17 protein-coding genes and 1 other RNA gene are annotated in these 19610 nt (G+C 64.8%); 2 read left to right on the top strand and 16 right to left on the bottom strand.

Going from position 1 to position 19610, the window contains the following annotated elements; all coding sequences use genetic code 11:
• Window positions 1–10: 10 nt before the first annotated feature.
• The 16 genes from ftsA to rsmI form a co-directional block, all read right to left on the bottom strand.
• The gene (gene ftsA, locus ACIQYU_RS14640) at window positions 11–1267 is read right to left on the bottom strand and encodes a cell division protein FtsA (RefSeq protein ID WP_015271706.1); all 1257 of its coding nucleotides are present in this window, start codon (window positions 1265–1267) and stop codon (window positions 11–13) included.
• A gap of 14 nt (window positions 1268–1281) precedes the next feature.
• On the bottom strand, window positions 1282–2151 hold the full coding sequence (locus ACIQYU_RS14635) for a cell division protein FtsQ/DivIB (RefSeq protein WP_012274056.1): 870 nt from the start codon (window positions 2149–2151) through the stop codon (window positions 1282–1284).
• A 5-nt stretch (window positions 2152–2156) separates the two neighbouring features.
• The gene (locus tag ACIQYU_RS14630; protein WP_207834520.1) at window positions 2157–3113 is read right to left on the bottom strand and encodes a D-alanine--D-alanine ligase; all 957 of its coding nucleotides are present in this window, start codon (window positions 3111–3113) and stop codon (window positions 2157–2159) included.
• Complete coding sequence (gene murC, locus ACIQYU_RS14625) at window positions 3110–4558, bottom strand: UDP-N-acetylmuramate--L-alanine ligase (protein WP_063913305.1); 1449 nt, start codon at window positions 4556–4558, stop codon at window positions 3110–3112. Before murC ends, ACIQYU_RS14630 begins: the two co-directional genes overlap by 4 nt.
• Complete coding sequence (gene murG / locus ACIQYU_RS14620; protein WP_063913306.1) at window positions 4551–5630, bottom strand: undecaprenyldiphospho-muramoylpentapeptide beta-N-acetylglucosaminyltransferase; 1080 nt, start codon at window positions 5628–5630, stop codon at window positions 4551–4553. The genes murC and murG overlap by 8 nt, the downstream gene beginning before the upstream one ends.
• The gene (gene ftsW, locus ACIQYU_RS14615; protein WP_063913307.1) at window positions 5620–6834 is read right to left on the bottom strand and encodes a putative lipid II flippase FtsW; all 1215 of its coding nucleotides are present in this window, start codon (window positions 6832–6834) and stop codon (window positions 5620–5622) included. The genes murG and ftsW overlap by 11 nt, the downstream gene beginning before the upstream one ends.
• Window positions 6831–8177: a UDP-N-acetylmuramoyl-L-alanine--D-glutamate ligase gene (gene murD, locus ACIQYU_RS14610; protein ID WP_063913445.1), complete on the bottom strand. Its 1347-nt coding sequence runs from the start codon at window positions 8175–8177 to the stop codon at window positions 6831–6833. The genes ftsW and murD overlap by 4 nt, the downstream gene beginning before the upstream one ends.
• Window positions 8178–8183: 6 nt before the next feature.
• A complete protein-coding gene (gene mraY / locus ACIQYU_RS14605; RefSeq protein WP_063913308.1) occupies window positions 8184–9266 on the bottom strand; it encodes a phospho-N-acetylmuramoyl-pentapeptide-transferase in 1083 nt (360 codons plus the stop codon).
• Entirely contained in the window at window positions 9266–10633 is a 1368-nt protein-coding gene (gene murF / locus ACIQYU_RS14600) for a UDP-N-acetylmuramoyl-tripeptide--D-alanyl-D-alanine ligase (protein WP_207834518.1), read from the bottom strand. Before murF ends, mraY begins: the two co-directional genes overlap by 1 nt.
• The gene (locus ACIQYU_RS14595) at window positions 10626–12116 is read right to left on the bottom strand and encodes a UDP-N-acetylmuramoyl-L-alanyl-D-glutamate--2,6-diaminopimelate ligase (protein WP_333956984.1); all 1491 of its coding nucleotides are present in this window, start codon (window positions 12114–12116) and stop codon (window positions 10626–10628) included. The genes murF and ACIQYU_RS14595 overlap by 8 nt, the downstream gene beginning before the upstream one ends.
• Complete coding sequence (locus tag ACIQYU_RS14590; RefSeq protein WP_172827529.1) at window positions 12113–13855, bottom strand: penicillin-binding protein 2; 1743 nt, start codon at window positions 13853–13855, stop codon at window positions 12113–12115. The genes ACIQYU_RS14595 and ACIQYU_RS14590 overlap by 4 nt, the downstream gene beginning before the upstream one ends.
• Window positions 13855–14148 (bottom strand): cell division protein FtsL, encoded by a 294-nt coding sequence (ftsL, locus tag ACIQYU_RS14585; protein ID WP_025340552.1) that lies wholly within the window; start codon window positions 14146–14148, stop codon window positions 13855–13857. The genes ACIQYU_RS14590 and ftsL overlap by 1 nt, the downstream gene beginning before the upstream one ends.
• A complete protein-coding gene (gene rsmH / locus ACIQYU_RS14580) occupies window positions 14145–15092 on the bottom strand; it encodes a 16S rRNA (cytosine(1402)-N(4))-methyltransferase RsmH (protein WP_063913311.1) in 948 nt (315 codons plus the stop codon). The genes ftsL and rsmH overlap by 4 nt, the downstream gene beginning before the upstream one ends.
• Window positions 15089–15544, bottom strand: a complete 456-nt coding sequence (mraZ, locus tag ACIQYU_RS14575; RefSeq protein ID WP_004575120.1) for a division/cell wall cluster transcriptional repressor MraZ — start codon at window positions 15542–15544, stop codon at window positions 15089–15091. Before mraZ ends, rsmH begins: the two co-directional genes overlap by 4 nt.
• Window positions 15545–15852: 308 nt before the next feature.
• An RNA gene (gene rnpB, locus ACIQYU_RS14570) (RNase P RNA component class A) lies at window positions 15853–16212 on the bottom strand.
• Window positions 16213–16279: 67 nt separating this feature from the next.
• Window positions 16280–17155, bottom strand: coding sequence for a 16S rRNA (cytidine(1402)-2'-O)-methyltransferase (gene rsmI, locus ACIQYU_RS14565; RefSeq protein WP_207834514.1), 876 nt, complete (start codon window positions 17153–17155; stop codon window positions 16280–16282).
• A gap of 186 nt (window positions 17156–17341) precedes the next feature.
• Here rsmI and ACIQYU_RS14560 point away from each other — a divergent pair, with 186 nt between their 5' ends.
• Window positions 17342–19159 (top strand): penicillin-binding protein activator, encoded by a 1818-nt coding sequence (locus ACIQYU_RS14560; RefSeq protein ID WP_402800537.1) that lies wholly within the window; start codon window positions 17342–17344, stop codon window positions 19157–19159.
• Window positions 19159–19530 carry a YraN family protein gene (locus ACIQYU_RS14555; RefSeq protein WP_051098564.1) on the top strand — a complete coding sequence of 124 codons (372 nt, stop codon included), beginning with the start codon at window positions 19159–19161 and terminating at the stop codon, window positions 19528–19530. Before ACIQYU_RS14560 ends, ACIQYU_RS14555 begins: the two co-directional genes overlap by 1 nt.
• The last annotated feature ends 80 nt before the right edge of the window (window positions 19531–19610 follow it).

The raw sequence follows: 19610 nt of genomic DNA, 5'->3' as shown, positions 1-19610 counted from the left end.
GCTTTGAAACTTAGAAGTTGCCCTGGACCCAGCGCTTGAAGCGTTCAAGCACTGGAGCCTTCGGTTCATCGCCATAGCTGTTGTTGCTGCTGTTACCGGTCAAGGGCAGGTCTTCGGTCTGCTTCTGCAGGCCGTAGGTGAGCAAGCCCACGCCGGTGGAATAGATCGGGTTGCGAACCACGTCGCTAAGCCCCCGAACGCTGTGCGGTACGCCCAGGCGTACCGGCATGTGGAAGATTTCCTCGGCCAGTTCCACGGCGCCTTCCATCTTCGCGGTGCCGCCGGTCAGGACGATGCCGGCCGGCACCAGGTCCTCGTAGCCGCTGCGGCGCAATTCGGCCTGGATCAAGGTGAAGAGCTCGTCGTAACGTGGCTCCACCACCTCGGCCAGGGCCTGGCGCGACAGCTCGCGCGGTGGGCGATCACCCACGCTCGGCACCTTGATGGTCTCGCCGGCGCCAGCTAGTTTGGCCAGGGCGCAGGCGTAGCGGATCTTGATTTCTTCGGCGTACTGGGTCGGGGTACGCAGGGCCATGGCGATATCGTTGGTCACCTGGTCGCCGGCAATCGGGATCACCGCGGTGTGACGGATCGCGCCCTCGGTGAAGATGGCGATGTCGGTGGTGCCACCACCAATGTCCACCAGGCACACGCCCAGTTCTTTTTCATCGTCGGTCAGCACCGAGTAGGCCGAGGCCAGCTGTTCGAGGATGATGTCGTCGATTTCCAGGCCGCAGCGGCGGACGCACTTCTCGATGTTCTGCGCCGCGTTGACCGCGCAGGTGACCACGTGGACCTTGGCTTCCAGACGTACGCCCGACATGCCCAGCGGCTCGCGCACGCCTTCCTGGTTGTCGATCACGTAGTCCTGCGGCAGGGTGTGCAGCACGCGCTGGTCGGCCGGGATGGCCACGGCCTGGGCGGCGTCGAGTACGCGCTCCAGGTCGGCCAGGCTGACCTCGCGGTCGCGGATGGCGACGATGCCGTGGGAGTTCAGGCTGCGGATGTGGTTGCCGGCCACGCCGACGAAGGCCGAGTGGATGCGGCAGCCGGCCATCAGCTGCGCCTCTTCCACGGCGCGCTGGATCGACTGCACGGTGGACTCGATGTTCACCACCACGCCTTTTTTCAGGCCACGGGAGGGATGGGTACCGATCCCGACGATCTCCAGGGTACCGTCCTCGCCCACTTCGCCCACCAGCGCCACCACCTTGGAGGTGCCGATGTCCAGCCCGACGATCATTTTGCCGCTATGCGCGTTTGCCATGGTCCTGCCTCTCTCTAATTCTTCGCAACGGCGGGTTGGGCCGTCGTCGGTGCAATCGGTTCCCGCCAACCAACGGCAAGTCCGTTGGAATAACGCAGATCAATGCGGGCGATAGTGGTGATCTGGTCTTTGAGTGTTTTGTCGTATATGGCAATGAAACGGCGCATTTTCTCCACCAGATGGTCGCGCCCCAGCAGCAGCTCGATGCCCGGCCCGGCGCTGCTCGCGCCGGTGGTCAGGAACCAGCTGCCTCGCTCGCGCAGCTCCAGGCGAGCGATGGAAAAGCCCAGGGGGCGCAGCATCTGGCTCAATACCTGATACTGCTGCATGACTTGTTGCTGAGCACGCTGCGGCCCGGCCAGCTGCGGCAGATGCTCGTAGTTGGCCAGCTCGCGCGGGGTGAAGGCCTGGCCCTGGTTGTTGAGCAAGGCTTCGTCACCCCAGCGTGCCACCGGCAACTGTTCTTCCAGGCGGATCACCACCTCGTCGGGCCATACCCGCCGCACTTCGGCATGGGCAATCCACGGCATCTGTTCGAGCTCGGCGCGCATCGCCGGCAGGTCGACGCTGAAGAAGCTCGCCGCCACGTAGGGCGCGATACGCTGCTGCACCGACTGCTGGCTGATGTAGCTGAGGTCACCCTGCACGTCGATCTTGGTGATCGGCCGGTCGGCGTATGGCATCAGGCGAATGGCGCCCTCATAGGCGCCAAACCCGGCCGCCACCAGCAGCACCGGCCACAGCAGGCGCTTGAGCCCCCCCAGGCTTGGCCGCGGCAGGCGCGCCGATACGGGCTCGTCGGCCACCAGCCGACTGGCACCACGCGGCACCGGCTTGCTACGGCCGGTAACGGGTTGCTGCTGACGTATCATCGCGCCTTGCATGGTTGTTAACCTCGCGTCGCCACGCTTTCGGCCAGGATTGCCAGCACCAGTTGCTGGAAGTCCAGGCCGGCCGCGCGGGCCGCCATGGGCACCAGGCTATGATCGGTCATGCCGGGTGCGGTGTTGACTTCGAGCAGCCAGAACCGGCCCTGCTCGTCCTGCATCACGTCCAGCCGCCCCCAGCCTTCGATGCCGATGGCATCGCAGGCGCGCGCGGTCAGGTCGATCAGTTCCTGTTCCTTGACGCTGTCCAGGCCGCACGGAATGCGGTACTGGGTATCGTTGGCGATGTACTTGGCGTCGTAGTCGTAGAACACGTGCGGCGTACCCAGGGCGATCGGTGGCAGCACCTGGCCACGCAATACCGCGACGGTGAACTCCGGCCCGTGGATCCACTGCTCCACCAGTACCTGGGAATCGTATCTGGCAGCATCCTGCCAGGCGGCGACCAGTTCCTGGGCGCTGTTCACCTTGGCCATGCCGATGCTGGAACCTTCATGGGCCGGTTTGACGATAAGCGGGAAGCCCAGTTCCGTAGCGGCCTGCAAACAATCGCTTTCGCTCGCCAGCACGGCGTGGCGCGGGGTCGGAATGCCCAGGCTCTGCCACACCTGCTTGGTACGCAGCTTGTCCATGGCCAGTGCCGAGGCAAGGATGCCACTGCCGGTGTACGGGATGCCCAGGCACTCGAGCAGGCCTTGCATGCTGCCGTCTTCACCGCCACGGCCGTGGAGGATGATGAAGGCGCGGTCGATCTTCTCGCTTTGCAGGCGGTCGAGCAGGTCGTCACCCACGTCGATGGCGACCACGTCGACACCGGCGGTAGTCAGCGCGTCGATCACCGCAGCGCCGGATTTGAGCGACACTTCACGCTCGGCACTCTTGCCGCCGTACAGCACGGCAACACGGCCGAACGCCTTGACGTCCAGGGTCGAGTGCAGCTTTTCGTAGGCGCTGGTCATTTCGACTTCTCCTGCTTGGCGCCAGCGAACAGCGGGCTTTTCATCAATTGCGGGGCCAGGCCGCCGACATCACCGGCACCCTGGCAGATCAGGATGTCGCCAGCACGCAGCAGTGGCTTGACCAGTGGCGCCAGGTCGACGCCACGTTCGATGTAGATCGGGTCCAGCTTGCCGCGCTGGCGGATGCTGTGGCACAGCTGGCGGCTGTCGGCACCGGGGATCGGCTCTTCGCCAGCCGGGTAGACTTCCATCAGCAGCAGCACGTTGGCATCGCCCAGCACCTGGACGAAATCGTCGTACAGGTCGCGGGTACGGCTGTAGCGGTGCGGCTGGTAGACGATCACCAGGCGGCGGCTCGGCCAGCCACCGCGCACGGCCTTGATCACCGCAGCCACTTCGGTCGGGTGGTGGCCATAGTCGTCGACCAGCATCACGCTGCCGCCTTCGACCGGCAGTTCGCCATACACCTGGAAGCGGCGGCCGACGCCCTGGAAGCCGGACAGGCCCTGGACGATGGCCTCGTCAGTGATGCCTTCGTCGGTGGCGATGGCGATGGTGGCCAAGGCGTTGAGCACGTTGTGGTTGCCGGGCATGTTCACCGACACCTCCAGCGGCTCGCGGTCACGGCGCAGCACGGTGAAGTGGGTCTGCATGCCCTTCTGGCGCACGTTGATGGCGCGGATGTCGGCCTCGTCGCTGAAGCCATAGGTCACGGTCGGGCGCTTGACCTGTGGCAGGATCTCGCGCACTACCGGGTCGTCCAGGCACATCACGGCCAGGCCGTAGAACGGCAGGTTGTGCAGGAACTCGACGAAGGTTTTCTTCAGTTTGTTGAAGTCACCTTCGTAGGTCGCCATGTGGTCGGCGTCGATGTTGGTGACCACGGCCACCATCGGCTGCAGGTGCAGGAAGCTGGCATCGCTCTCGTCCGCTTCGGCAATCAGGTAGCGGCTGGTGCCGAGCTGGGCATTGGTGCCGGCAGCGGTCAGGCGGCCGCCGATGACGAAGGTCGGGTCCAGGCCGCCGGCAGCGAACACCGAAGCCAGCAGGCTGGTGGTGGTGGTCTTGCCGTGGGTACCGGCAACGGCCACGCCATGGCGGTAGCGCATCAGCTCGGCGAGCATCTCGGCACGCGGCACCACCGGAATGCGCCGCTCCAGGGCGGTGGCGACTTCCGGGTTGGCCGGGTTGATGGCGCTGGACACCACCAGCACATCGGCGGTGGCGGCGTTCTCGGCGCGGTGGCCGACGAAGATCTCGGCACCGAACGATTCCAGGCGCTCGGTGACCGGCGAGGCCTTCAGGTCGGAACCGGACACTTCATAGCCCAGGTTCAGCAACACTTCGGCAATGCCGCACATACCCACGCCGCCGATACCGACGAAGTGAATACGGCGGATACGGCCCATCTTCGGCTGGGGCATGGCTTTCTGGCTCTCAACCATGGGCCACCTCCAGGCAGATATCGACCACGGTGCTGGTTGCGGCAGGTTTGGCCAGGCGCCGTGCGGTGCCTGCCATGACGTTGAGTTTCTCGGGTTGCATCAGCACCTCGTTCAGGCGTTCAGCGAGCTGCGCTGCGCCAGTTGTCGCTTGTGGCATCAGGAAGGCAGCACCTTCCCGGGCCAGATATTGGGCGTTGTGGGTCTGGTGGTCGTCGATCGCGTGGGGCAATGGCACCAGCACCGAAGGCAGGCCTGCTGCCGCCAGCTCGCTGACGGTCAGGGCACCGGCCCGGCACACCACCATGTCGGCCCAGCCATAGGCTTGGGCCATGTCCTTGATGAAGGGCTCTACCTGCGCCTCGACACCCGCCTCGTGATAACGCTCGGCGGTGATCGGCGCGTGTTGCTTGCCAGCCTGGTGGAACACCTCTGGCCGCAGCGCGGCGGGCACCTCGGACAGGGCCTTAGGCAACAATTTGTTCAATGGTTCCGCGCCCAGGCTGCCACCGAGCACCAACAGGCGTGCACGGCGCTCGGTCAGGGGCGCGCGATGCGCGTCCATGAACAGCTCCGGGCGCACCGGGTTGCCGGTGGTGCGACGTTTGTCGCTGGCCTCGAAGGTGTTCGGGAAAGCTTCGCAAACCCGTGCCGAGAGTGGCACCAGCAACCGGTTGGCAGTGCCGGCGCGGGCGTTCTGCTCATGGATCACCAGCGGTACGCCGCACAGGCGTGCGGCGACGCCGCCCGGGCCGGTCACATAGCCACCGAAGCCGACCACGCATACCGGCTTGAGCTCACGCACGATACGCCGCGCCTGCAGCACGGCCTTGACCAGGGTGAACGGCGCCTTGAGCAACGACAGCTTGCTCTTGCCGCGCAGGCCACTGACCTGGATCAGGTGCAACGGCAGGCCAGCCTGGGGCACCAGTTCATTCTCGATGCCACGCGGGGTGCCCAGCCAGTGCACGCTGTAACCACGTGCCTGGAACTCACGGGCGCAGGCCAGGGCCGGGAACACGTGGCCCCCGGTGCCGCCCGCCATGATCAGTACATTCTTGCCGTCAGCGGCCATGATTGGTCTCCTCGGCAAAATCGCTTTCGCTGAACTCGTGTTCCTCACTGCCCAGGTGCGTGCGGCTTTCCCACTCGATACGCAGCAACAGGCCCACGCAGGCACAGCAGATCACCAGCGAGCTGCCCCCGTAGCTGAGGAACGGCAGGGTCAGGCCCTTGGTCGGCAGCAGGCCGACGTTCACACCGATGTTGATCAGGAACTGGCCGATCCACAGGAACGCCAGCCCGAAGGCGACATAAGCGGCAAAGAACTGCTTGGCTTTTTCAGCCCACAGGCCGATGTACAGGGCACGCACGGTCACGAACACGAAGAGCGCGATGGTCAGCAGCGAGCCGACCACGCCGAGTTCTTCGGCCAGTACCGAGAACACGAAGTCGGTGTGCGCTTCAGGCAGGTAGAACTGCTTCTGCACGCTGTTGCCCAGGCCAACGCCCAGCCACTCGCCACGGCCGAAGGCAATCAGCGCCTGGGTCAGCTGGTAGCCCGAGCCGAACTGGTCGGACCACGGGTCGGTAAAGGTAATCAGGCGCGCCATGCGGTAAGGCTGCGCCTGTACCAGGACGAACACCGCGACCACCGCCAGCACCACCATCAGGCTGAAGCGGAACAGCCCCACACCGCCCAGGAACAGCATGGCCGCCGCCGCGCCCATCATCACCACGGTGGCACCGAAGTCCGGCTCCATCAGCAGCAGGGCCGCCATGGGCAGCAGCACGATGAACGGTTTGAAGAAGCCCATCCAGGTTTCGCGTACCTCGGTCTGCCGGCGTACAAGGTAGCCGGCCAGGTAAATGACCACGAACACCTTGGCGATTTCCGAGGGCTGCACGTTGAAGAAGCTGAAGCCGATCCAGCGCATGGAGCCGTTCACTTCGCGGCCGATACCCGGCACCAGCACCAGCACCAGCAGGCCGAAGGCCCCCAGCAGCATCATGAAGCCCATGCGCTGCCAGGTGGCGATCGGCACCAGCATGGTGGCGCCACAGGCGACCAGGCCGAGGAACACGTACACCAGGTGGCGGAACATGTGGTAAAGCGGGTTGCCCGACTGCACCGCAGCCACTTCCGAGGACGCCGAGGTGATCATCACCAGGCCCAGGCCCAGCAATGCCAGGCAGCCAGCGAGCATCGCAAAGTCCAGGTCGATGCCACGGCCGCTGATCAGCGGCGACGGATAGGGCTTGAGGATGCCGAAGATCATGCAAGGCCTCCCGCTGCCTGGGCGAACAGGCGCCCGCGTTCTTCGAAGTTCCTGAACATGTCGAGGCTGGCGCACGCCGGCGACAGCAGCACGGCATCACCCGCCTGGGCCAGTTCGGCGCATTGCTGCACGGCATCGTCGAGGGTTTTCACGCGGACCAGTTGCACACCATCGCCAAGGGCTTCGGCCAGGCGCTCGGCATCACGGCCAAGCAGTACCACAGCACGGCAGAAGCGCTGGACCGGCTCGCGCAGCGCAGCGAAGTCGGCGCCCTTGCCATCGCCACCGGCGATCAGCACCAGCTTGCCTTCGATATCGGCACCCAGGCCCTCGATGGCGGCCAGGGCAGCACCGACGTTGGTGGCCTTGGAATCGTCGTACCAGTTCACGCCGTTGCGCTCGCGCACCCACTGGCAGCGATGGGCCAGGCCACCGAACTCGCGCAGGGCTTCGAGCATCGGCTCGAACGGCAGGCCGGCAGCATGCCCCAGGGCCAACGCCGCCAAGGCATTGCTCTGGTTGTGGGCACCACGAATCTTCAGTTCGCGCACCGGCATCAGCGCCTGGAACTCGAATGCCAGGTATTTCTCGCCGTCCACTTCGCGCAGGCCAAAGGCCTTGAAGTCTGGCTGGTTGAGGCCGAAGGTCCAGCATGGGCGGCCTTCGACCGGCAGTGGGCGGCTCAGGGCGTCCTGACGATTGACGACAACCTGTTTGGCGCCACGGAAGATCCGGTGCTTGGCCAGGTGGTAGGCCGGCAGGCCGCTGTAGCGGTCCATGTGGTCTTCGCTGATGTTCAGCACCGTGGCCACTTCGGCGTTGAGCTGGTCAGTGGTTTCCAGCTGGAAGCTGGACAGTTCCAGCACGTACAGCTCGACATCATCGGCCAGCAAGTCCAGCGCCGGGGTACCGAGGTTGCCGCCCACCGCCACGCGCTTGCCGGCCTTGGCGGCCATTTCGCCAACCAGGGTGGTGACGGTGCTCTTGGCGTTGGAGCCGCTGATGGCAATGATCGGGGCCTTGGCGTAGCGGGCGAACAGTTCGATGTCACCGGACAGCTTCACGCCACGCGCGGCCGCCTGCTGCAGGGCCGGGGTGGCCAGGGCCAGGCCGGGGCTTACGTACAGCTCGTTGGCGCGGCACAGGAAGTCCACGTCCAGCTCACCACAGCGCACTTCCACCTGCGGGTAATCACGGCGCAGGGTGTCCAGTTCCGGCGGTTGCTCGCGGGTGTCGGCGACCGCAAAGGCAACGCCCCGGCTCGCCAGGAAGCGAACCAGGGACATGCCGCTCTTGCCGAGGCCGACAACGATGCGGAATTGGTCGGAAGCGATCAAAGACACGCTCATCTACCTCAGTTTCAGGGTTGCAAGGCCGATCAGCACCAGGATCACGGTGATGATCCAGAAGCGGACGATCACCCGTGGCTCTGGCCAGCCCTTGAGTTCAAAGTGGTGGTGGATCGGCGCCATGCGGAACACGCGCTTGCCGGTCAGCTTGAAGGATGCAACCTGGATCACCACCGACAGGGTTTCCATGACGAACACGCCGCCCATGATGAACAGCACGATTTCCTGGCGAACGATCACGGCGATGGTGCCCAGCGCGGCGCCCAACGCCAGTGCGCCGACGTCACCCATGAACACCTGCGCCGGGTAGGTGTTGAACCACAGGAAGCCCAGGCCGGCACCGATCAGCGCGCCGCAGAACACGATCAGCTCGCCCGAGCCCGGCACATAGGGGATCAGCAGGTATTCGGCGAACTTCACGTTGCCCGACAGGTAGCAGAAGATGCCCAGGGCACCACCGACCATCACCGTCGGCATGATCGCCAGGCCGTCGAGGCCGTCGGTAAGGTTGACCGCGTTGCTCGAGCCGACAATGACGAAGTAGGTCAGCACGACGAAGCCGATGCCCAGCGGAATGGTGACATCCTTTACGAACGGCAGGATCAGCGTGGTTTCGACGCTGGTCGGTGCGGTCTTGTACAGGAAGATGGCGGCTGCCAGGCCGAACACCGACTGCCAGAAGTACTTCCAGCGGCTTGGCAGGCCGCGCGAGTTCTTTTCGATCACCTTGCGGTAGTCGTCGACCCAGCCGATGGCACCGAATGCCAGGGTAACGATCAGCACCACCCACACGTAGCGGTTGGTCAGGTCGGCCCACAGCAGGGTGCTGACGGCGATGGCGGACAGGATCAGCGCCCCGCCCATGGTCGGGGTGCCGGACTTGGACAGGTGCGATTGCGGGCCGTCGTTACGCACGGCCTGGCCGATCTGGCGGATTTGCAGGGTACGGATCATCCACGGCCCCAGCCACAGCGCCAGGGACAACGCGGTCAGCACACCCAGAATCCCGCGCAGGGACAGGTACTGGAAGACCGCGAAGCCTTTGTGGAACTGTTGCAGATACTCGGCCAACAGCAGCAGCATTAATGTTTCTCCCCGCTGGCACCGCACAATGCCGCCACGACGTTTTCCATCGCAGCGCTGCGCGAGCCCTTGATCAAGATAGTGGTGTCGCTGGCATTCTCGGCGCCAACCGCGTCGATCAGTTCAGCTTGAGTAGCGAAATGGTGGCCATTGGCGCCGAACGCCTTGACCGCGTGTGTCATGTTGGTGCCCACCGCGTACAGGGCGTCTACCTTGCCACGCGCGTAGTCACCCACCTGACGGTGGCCTTCCTCCGCCCATTGCCCCAGTTCGCCGATATCCCCAAGCACCAGGATGGTGCGTCCGGAAAAGCCGGCGAGTATATCAATGGCTGCGCACATGGAGGTGGGATTTGCGTTGTAACTGTCGTCGATCACCCGCACGCCGTTCGGCGCGATCTGCGCCACGGTACGGCCCTTGACCGGTTGCACGGCAGCCAGGCCGGCGGCGATGCCGCTCAGGCTCAGACCAACGGCATGGGCAGCGGCGGCGGCGGCCAGGGCGTTGCTGACGTTATGCGTACCCAGCAGGTTCAACTGCACCGGCACCTTGCCATCAGGCCCATGCAGGGTGAACGACGGGCAGCCACGGGCATCACGGCCGATGTCACTGGCATGGAAGTCAGCCTGCGGGTTGTCCAGGGCAAAGCTGAGGATGCGGTGGTTGCCGGCACGTTTGCGCCAGATATCGAAGGCCTTGTCGGCCAGATTGAGGATGGCAGTGCCGCCCTCGCCCAGGCCTTCGAGAATCTCGCCCTTGGCTTCGACGATCTTTTCCGGGCCGCCGAACTCGCCAACGTGGGCGGTACCGGCGTTGTTGATGATGACCACCTGAGGCCGGGTCAGGCCGACGGTGTAGCGGATCTCGCCAATGCGCGAGGCGCCCAGCTCGATCACCGCGGCGCTGTGCTCTGGGGCGATCTCCAGCAGGGTCAGTGGCGCACCGAGGTCGTTGTTCAGGTTGCCGCGGGTGGCGTGCACCAGGCCACGGGTACGCAGGATGCTGGCGAGCATCTCCTTGACCGTGGTCTTGCCGCTGGAACCGGTGATGGCCACCACCGGCTTGTCGAAGGCAGCACGGTTCAGCGCGCCAAGCTGGCCGAGGGCCAGGCGGCAATCGGCCACCAACAGCTGCGGCAGGTCGACATCGGCCACTTCACGCTCGACCAGGGCCGCGACAGCGCCCTTGGCTTTTACATCGGCCAGGTAGTCGTGGCCATCGAAGCGCGGGCCGGCCAGGGCAACGAACAGCTGCCCGGCGCCAACACTGCGGCTGTCGATGCTGACGCCGGTGAACGTGGCGTCGGCACCGACTTGTTGACCACTCAGTGCTGTGGTCAGCTGGCTGAGTGACATCGGCTTAAGCATGTGGAGCCTCCCAGGCTGCAAGTGCCTTTTCGGCCTCGGTCAGATCGGAGAAGTCATGGCGCTCGCCATTGATCTCCTGGTAATCCTCGTGCCCCTTGCCGGCCAGCACGATCACATCGTTGGCAGCGGCGGTAGCGATCAGATACGCGATGGCTTCGCCACGACCGGCAACGAACTCGACTTCGGCAGGCTTGGTGAAGCCCGGGCGGATGTCGTCAAAGATGCGCAGCGGGTCTTCAGTACGCGGGTTGTCGTCGGTGACCAGCACGCGGTCAGCCAGGCGCTCGGCCACTTCGGCCATCAGCGGGCGCTTGCCGCGGTCACGGTCGCCGCCGCAGCCGAACAGGCACAGCAACTTGCCGTGGGCGTGCGGGCGCAGGGCTTCGAGTACTTTTTCCAGGGCGTCCGGGGTGTGTGCGTAGTCGACCACCACCAGCGGCTTGTCACCGCCTCCCAGGCGCTGCATGCGGCCGACCGGCCCCTGCAGCTGCGGGGTGACCTTGAGGATTTCATCCAGCGCATAGTCCAGCGCCAGCAGGGTCGCCACGGCGGCGAGCATGTTGCTCAGGTTGAAGCGGCCCAGCAACTGGCTACGCAGGGTACGTTCACCCTGGGCGGTGACCAGGGTGGCGCGCACGCCATCGTCATTGAACACGGCCTCACGGCAGAACAGCGAGGCCTCCGGGTTCTCCAGGCTATAGCTGAGCAACCGGGTCTCGATATGGTCGGCACTCGGGCGGCGGGCAAAGTCCGCGGCCAGGCGACGGCCAAAGTCATCATCCAGGTTGACCACCTGGCAACGCAGGCCCGGCCAGGCGAACAACTTGGCCTTGGCGGCCTCGTAGGCCTCCATGCTGCCGTGGTAGTCCAGATGGTCGCGGGACAGGTTGGTCATGACCGCGATGTCGAACTCCAGCGCGGCGACACGCCCCTGCTCCAGGGCATGGGAGGAAACCTCCATGGCCACGGCCTTGGCGCCGCCTTTCCTGAGGTCGTTGAGGGTCGACTGCACGGCGATCGGGTCGGGCGTGGTCAGGCGGCCACTCTGCAGCTCACCATAGAAGCCGGTACCCAGGGTGCCGATCAGGCCACAACGCTGGCCAAGCACGTCCAGCGCCTGGGCCACCAGCTGGGTGACGCTGGTCTTGCCGTTGGTGCCGGTCACGCCCACCAGGTTCAGCTGGCGGCTCGGCTCGCCATAGAAGCGACCTGCGATATCCGAAAGCTGGGCGATCAGGCCCTTGACCGGGATCAGCGGCACATCGGTGATTGGCAACACGCTCGCGCCCTGTTCTTCATAGGCCACGGCGGCAGCGCCACGGGCCAGGGCATCGGCGATATGCTCGCGGCCATCGACCTTGGCACCCGGCACGGCCAGGAACAGGTCGCCCGGGCGCACGTTGCGACTGTCCAGGGTCAGTTCACGGATCAGCGGGTCACGGCTGGCGTGAGCGAAAAGCTTGCTCAATGGCATTGTCATCATCCACGCCCTCCCTTGGCGGTTGCTGCTGCATTGACTTGCGATTGTTCGACGGGGGCTGGTGGCGGCAGGTTGTCTGGCGGCACGTTCATCAGGCGCAGCGTGCCGGACATGACCTTGCTGAACACCGGTGCCGAAACCAGGCCACCGAAGTAGCCGCCCTTGCCCGGCTCGTCGATGACCACGACGATGGCGTAGCGAGGGTCGCTCATCGGCCCGAAGCCGGCGAACAGCGAGCGGTAGGCGTTTTCGGTGTAGCCCTTGGACCCCACGGTGGCCTTGCGCGCGGTACCGGACTTGCCGGCCACGTGGTAGAACGGCACCTGGGCGCGGAACACGCCGCGCGGAGCTTCGATCACCTGCTGCAGCATGCCCTGGACGGTCTCGGCGGTTTCCTTCGGAATGGCCTGCACGGCTTCCGGGGCCTTGTCGACCTTGAGGATCGACAGCGGCACCATCTTGCCGTCGTTGGCCAGCGCCGCGTAGGCATGCACCAGCTGCAGGGCGGTCACCGACACGCCGTAGCCATAGGACAGGGTCGCGGTCTCGGCCTTGCGCCACTCGCGGTGGTTGGGCAGGTTGCCGACGCGCTCGCCGGGGAAGCCAAGGCCGGTGTACTGGCCCAGGCCGACCTGGGACATGACCCGGTAGATGGCCTCGCCACCGATGTCGAAGGCGATCTTGCTCATGCCGACGTTACTGGAGTTGATCAGGATGCCGGTCAGGTCGAGGATCGGGCCCTCGCTCTTGGACACGTCCTTGATGGTGTAGCGGCCGATCTGCAGGCTGCCGGGGTACACCTCGACCTTGTCGGTCGGCTTCCAGCGGCCACTCTGCAGCGCCGCGCTCATGGAGATCGGCTTGACCGTGGAGCCTGGCTCGAACACGTCGATGATCGCGCGGTTGCGCATTGCGGCCGGGAACATGCTGCGGCGGTTGTTGGGGTTGTAGGTCGGCTGGTTGACCATGGCCAGAACCTCACCGGTCTTGACGTCCATGATCACCAGGCTGCCGGCCTTGGCGTCCTGTTCGGCAATGGCGTTGCGCAGTTCGCGGGTGGCCAGGTACTGCAGGCGCAGGTCTATCGACAACGCCAAGGTCTTCCCTGCCTTGGCGTTCTTGGTTACCTGAATGTCCTTGATCAGCCGGCCGCGCCGGTCCTTGATCACCTGCCGCTTGCCGGGTACACCGGCCAGCCACTCGTCATAGGCCAGTTCCACCCCTTCGCGACCGTGGTCATCGAGGTCGGTAAAGCCGACCATGTGCGCGGTGACATCACCGGCCGGGTAGAAGCGGCGGAATTCTTCCAGGCCGTATACACCCGGCACTTTCAGGTCGAGCACATGCTGGCCCTGCTCCGGGGTCAGGCCGCGGACCAGGTAGATGAACTCTTTGCTGGCCTGTTGGGTCAGGCGCTCGGTCAGTTGCTGCGGGTTCTGCCCCAGCGCGGCGGCCAGCTGTGGCCAGCGGTCTTTGGAGGCCTGCATTTCCTTGGGGTTGGCCCACAGGGTGGTGACCGGGGTGCTGACTGCCAGCGGTTCGCCGTTACGGTCGGTGATCAGCCCACGGTGCGCCGGGATAGGGATGTGACGCAGGCTGCGCGCATCGCCCTGGCCCTTGAGGAAGTCACGGTCGACCACCTGCAGGTCGATGATGCGCCAGCAAATGGCACCGACCATCAGCGCCAGCAAGCCGATCACCACGCGGAAGCGCCACGGGTAGAGTGCACCTTCGAGCTTCATCATGGCGCCACCATCCGTACTTCGTCAGCCGAAGGTACGCGCATCTTCAGTTGCTCGGAGGCCAGGTTTTCGATGCGGCTGGCGGCGGTCCAGGTGCTTTGTTCGAGGATCAGCCGGCCCCACTCGGCCTGGGCCTTGTCGCGCTCGTTCAACTCGCCGTACAGGGTATTGAGCAACTGACGGTTCCAGTGCGCGCTGTAGGACACGGCGATGGCCGAAATCAGCACGGCAACGAACAGCAGAAGCATCAGGAAGCTTCCGCCTGGCAAGGGTTTGGCAAACAGCCTGCTCACCGCAGTTTCTCCGCCACGCGCATCACGGCGCTACGCGACCGTGGGTTGGCCTTGAGCTCGGCTTCGGAGGCGAACTGGGCCTTGCCGATGAGCTTGATTTTCGGCTCGAAGACCTTGTGCTGAACCGGCAGGTTGCGCGGCAGGTTGTCGGCCTCTCCCTTGGCCAGCTTGCGCATGAACAGTTTGACGATGCGGTCTTCCAGCGAGTGGAAGCTGATCACCGCCAGGCGGCCCCCAACTTCCAGCGCATCGATCGCGGCCTCGAGGCCCGCCTCGAGGTCACCCAGTTCGTTGTTGACGTGAATGCGCAGGCCCTGGAAGGCGCGGGTCGCCGGGTTCTTGCCCTTCTCCCAGGCCGGGTTGGCCACCTTCAGCACCTCGGCGAGGTCACCGGTGCGGGTGAACGGTTGCTGTTCGCGGCGCTGCACCACGGCGCGAGCCATGCGCTTGGCGAAGCGCTCTTCGCCGTATTCCTTGAACACGCGGGCAATTTCTTCTTCAGGTGCAGTGGCGATGAACTCGGCGGCACTGATGCCCTGGTCCGGGTTCATGCGCATGTCCAGCGGGCCATCATTGAGGAAGCTGAAGCCCCGCTCAGGGTCATCCAGCTGCGGCGAGGAAACGCCCAGGTCCAGCAATACGCCGCTGACCTTGCCATCCAGGCCGCGCTCGGCCACTTCCGCGCCCAGCTCGGCAAAGCTGCGCTGCACAATGACAAAGCGGCCGTCTTCGGCCGCCAGCGCTTGCCCCGTGGCAATCGCCTGTGGATCTTTGTCGAAACCCAGCAGCCGCCCTTGCGGCCCGAGCTTGCTGAGAATCAACCGGCTGTGCCCGCCACGGCCAAAGGTGCCGTCCAGATAGCAACCGTCGGCGCGCAGGGCCAATGCCTCGACAGCTTCGTCGAGCAGGACGGTAATGTGGTTGAAGCCGCTATCTATGGTCACAGGATCAGGTCACGCAATTCGTCGGGCATGGCGCCCGGTTGTTGAATAGCTGCAAGGTCAGCTGCCGAAACCGCGTTCCAGGCATCCTCATCCCACAGCTGGAATTTGTTCAGTTGCCCCACCAGCATCGCCTTCTTGTCGAGCTTGGCGTACTCACGCAGACGGGGCGGCACCAGGAAACGCCCACTGCCATCGAGCTCCAGGTCAACCGCATTACCGATCAGCAAACGCTGCAGGCGGCGGTTTTCCTCACGCAACGATGGCAAGGCACGCAACTTGGCTTCTATCTGTTCCCACTCATCGAGGGGATAAACACACAAGCAGGGGTCAACGGCGTCGATGGTCACGATCAGCTGACCATTGCAACGCGAATCGAGCTCGTCACGGTACCGGCTCGGCATGGCGAGACGGCCCTTGGCATCGAGGCTGACGGCGTTGGCTCCGCGGAACACGGCTGCGATTCCCCACAATGTTAGCTTTTTTGTGCCAGAAAACCCACTTCATCCCACTTTCTGCCACTTGCGCACACTATAGGAATCCGCCCGCAGCACCGTCAAGGCACGTTCGGAAGGAAAAGCCTTACAGGACCGAGATTTAGCGCAATAAGGGAATGCGGAAGGATTACCAAGGAGAAAAAAACACGAGAAAAATCAAACCCACGCAAGCAGGTGGAGTTCGAAGTTAAAGTGATTTATCAAGAGTAAGATTTTTTCGGTATTACCAGCGGGCATCTGCTATCGAATCAAGCAGGGAAGGAAAGGTGGAGAGTCGATCTGTAAGCCGGGTTTTGTCGAGGACAGTCATTCCTCTACGACGGCCATCGCTGGACGCCTCTAGCAACCTACCCGGTTCCGACGCGGGCCACGCCTGATGGAACCCTATTTGGTCTTGCTCCGAGTGGGGTTTACCTAGCCACGAACTGTTGCCAGCCGTGCGGTGCGCTCTTACCGCACCTTTTCACCCTTACCGGCACCGAAGTGCTTAGGCGGTTATTTTCTGTGGCACTTTCCGTAGGCTCGCGCCTCCCAGGCGTTACCTGGCACTCTGCCCTATGGAGCCCGGACTTTCCTCCCCCTGCTATTGCGGAACAAAAGCAGGCAGCGACTGTCCGATCGACTCTCCACCGCCAAGATTAACGGCACGCGCGCCCAAGGACAAGCAATACCGGCATTTATATCAATTAGCCACTACTCGGTTTTCTGCTTTTCCAGGGCAAGTTGATACAGCAGGTTCTTGCGCACCCCGGTAATTTCCGCGGCCAGCGCCGCCGCCCGCTTGAGCGGGAGCTCGGCCAGCAGCAGGTCGAGCACCCGCCGCGCCTCGGCACTGATCGCCTGCTCGCCCTCCGGCGCACTCCAGCCACCGACCAGCACCACGCACTCACCGCGCTGCTGGTTGCTGTCACCGGCAACGAATGCGCGCAGTTCGGCCAGGGGCAGGCCCTTGAGGGTCTCGAAGGTCTTGGTCAGCTCTCGCGCCAACAGCGCCGGGCGCTCGCCACCGAATACCGCCTCCATGTCTTCAAGGCACTCCAGGATACGGTGCGGGGCCTCATAGAAGATCAGCGTGCGCGGTTCCTCCTTTACCTGCTCCAGGCGCGCCCGACGCCCCGCCGCCTTGGCCGGCAGGAAGCCTTCGAAGATGAAGCGGTCCGACGGCAGGCCGGCCGCCGACAGTGCGGCGATCAGCGCGCAGGCGCCTGGCACCGGCACCACGTTCACCCCTGCAGCCCGCGCCTGACGCACCAGGTGGTAGCCCGGATCGGAAATCAGCGGCGTGCCTGCATCGGAAACCAACGCCACATTCTCACCCGCCAGCAACTTGGCAAGAAAACGCCCGCCCTCGTCACGCTCGTTGTGCTCATGGCAGGCCGCCAGCGGCGTGTCGATGCCGAAGTGCTGCAGCAGGCGGATCGAATGACGGGTATCTTCCGCCGCGATCAGGGCCACGTCCGCCAGCACCTTCAGCGCCCGAGCGCTCATGTCGTCGAGGTTACCGATGGGGGTTGCGACCACGTACAGCGTCCCCACGGTGGATTTCGAAGCCCCTGCCACATCAGTCACTGCGCACACCTGTCGTTCGGATCAAAGGCGCCATTGTAGCCCGAGCGCCTGCAACAGGGCGCAAAGAAACTCGCCGACGACCGATGGCAGGCCACCTATAGTGAAGGATCGACACGGCGACATCGCGCCCCGGCCAGCGCTTGGGTACAATTGCCGGCCACCTTGATCGAGTAACAGGACCTTTACATGATCGCTTGCCTGCGGCTGTTCACAGCCCTCTGCCTTGCCGCCCTGCTGGCAGCCTGTGCCAGCTCGCCCTCATCCAGCCTGGGCGAACTGCCACGCACCCCGGACGCCAGCATCGAGCAACTGCTCGAAAAGGCAGCTTCCAGCAAGTCCGCGGAAGACGCCGCCCTGCTGCGCCTGAGCGCAGCCGACCTGGCCTACAAGCAGAAGGACTTCCCACGCGCCGCACGCATCCTTGAGCAGGTGCCGCTGGACACGCTCAAGCCGGCCCAGCAAGTGTTCGCCAGCACCCTCGGTGCCGAGCTGGCCATGAGCCGCAACCAGCCCAAGGCTGCACTGACCGCCCTGGCTCACCCCAGCCTGCAACGCGTCGCCGAACTGCCAGAACAACAACAGGCGCGCACCTACAGCGTGCACGCAGCCGCCCTCGAAGCCGATGGCCAGGCCCTGGCCGCCGCGCAACAGCGCGTACTGCTGGCCCCGCGGCTCAGCGGCCAGGCCGCCAGCGCCAACAATGACGCCATTTGGGCCCTGGTCGCCTCGCTGCCGGCAGAGCAACTGCAGCAGCCAGGCAACGACCAGACCCTGGCCGGCTGGACCAGCCTGGCCTTCGCGGTAAAAAGCGCCGGCACCCTGGAGCAACAGCAAGCGGCTATCGAAGCCTGGGTCAAGCAGCACCCGGACCACCCGGCCGCCCAGCAACTGCCGCTGGCGCTGACCAAGCTCAAGGAGCTGGCCAGCCAGCCGCTGACCAAGATTGCCCTGCTGCTGCCCCAGGAAGGCCCGCTGGCCGGTGTTGCCCGCGCCTTGCGTGACGGCTTCATGGCTGCGCACTTCCAGGCCCAGCAAGCCGGCCAGCAGGCGCCAGCCGTGCAGGTATTCGACAGCTCGCGCATCGGCTCGCTCGACGACTTCTATCGCCAGGCCCAGGCCGCTGGCGTACAGCTGGTCATTGGCCCGCTGGAAAAACCGCTGGTCAAGCAACTGGCTGCCAAGCCACAACTGCCGATCACTACCCTGGCCCTGAACTACGCCGACGCCGGCCAGAAGGCTCCGCCGCAGCTGTTCCAGTTCGGCCTGGCTGCCGAAGACGAAGCCCGTGAAGTGGCACGCCGCGCCCGCGCCGATGGCATGGTCCGCGCCGTAGCCCTGGTGCCGAGCGGCGAATGGGGCGACCGCGTGCTTGCCGCCTTCCGCCAGGACTGGGAGGGCAACGGTGGCACCCTGCTCGCCGCCGAGCGCATCGCCCAGCCGGTCGCCCTGGCCCAGCAGATTGCCGACCTGTTCCAGCTGCGCCAGAGCGAGGGCCGCGCCAAGAGCCTGCAGAGCACGGTAGGCGGCAGCATCGCCGCACAGCCGTCGCGCCGCCAGGACATCGACTTCATCTTCCTCGCCTCGACCCCGCAACAGGCCCAGCAGATCAAGCCGACCCTGAACTTCCAGTACGCCGGTGACGTACCGGTCTACGCCACCTCGAACCTGTACAGCGCCAGTGGTGACGTCAACCAGTACAACGACATGAACGGCATCCGCTTCTGCGAAACGCCGTGGCTGCTCGACACCAGCAACAGCCTGCGCCAGCAGGTCGTGCAGCAGTGGCCGCAAGCCGCCGGCAGCCTGGGCCGCCTGTATGCCATGGGCATCGATGCCTACAGCCTGGCGCCACGCCTGGGCCAGCTGAAAGCGCTGCCGGACAACCGCGTACTGGGCCTTTCGGGCAGCCTGAGCATGAACGCCAACCAGCGCGTCGAACGCCAGTTGCCCTGGGCCGAGTTCTCCGGCGGCCAGGTCCAGCGCCTGCCTGACACCCCTCGCTGATGGCAGCAGCGTCGCCCACCCGCGCCGGGCAGGCAGCAGAAACCCAGGCCCTTGAGTACCTTCAAGGGCAGGGTCTGCAACTGCTGGCGCGCAACTGGCGATGCAAAGGTGGAGAGCTTGATCTGGTCATGCTCGACGCCGATACAGTAGTATTCGTCGAAGTCCGCTACCGGTTGCACGCGGGCTTCGGTGGCGCCCTCGGCAGTATCGACGGGCGCAAGCAGAAACGGTTGGTGCTCGCCGCCAGCCTGTTCCTGCAGAAGGAGCCCCACTGGGGCAACCACCCCTGCCGCTTCGACGTAGTCGCCCTGCAGGGCAGCCACCATGCAGGCAGACCGCTTCAATGGCTGAAAAATGCCTTCGAATGCTGAACCCACTCCGATTTTTTTGCTCTATGTTTCGCGGGCTGGTCGTTGTTGCGCGTAGCAAAGGCCACCGCCCCATTTAAGGT

Origin of the sequence: Pseudomonas sp. NPDC096925, assembly GCF_044762545.1 — a bacterium.
Taxonomy (GTDB): Bacteria; Pseudomonadota; Gammaproteobacteria; order Pseudomonadales; family Pseudomonadaceae; genus Aquipseudomonas.
The sequence above is the reverse complement of the archived record's forward strand: the minus strand, read 5'-3'. Positions and strand labels throughout refer to the sequence as shown.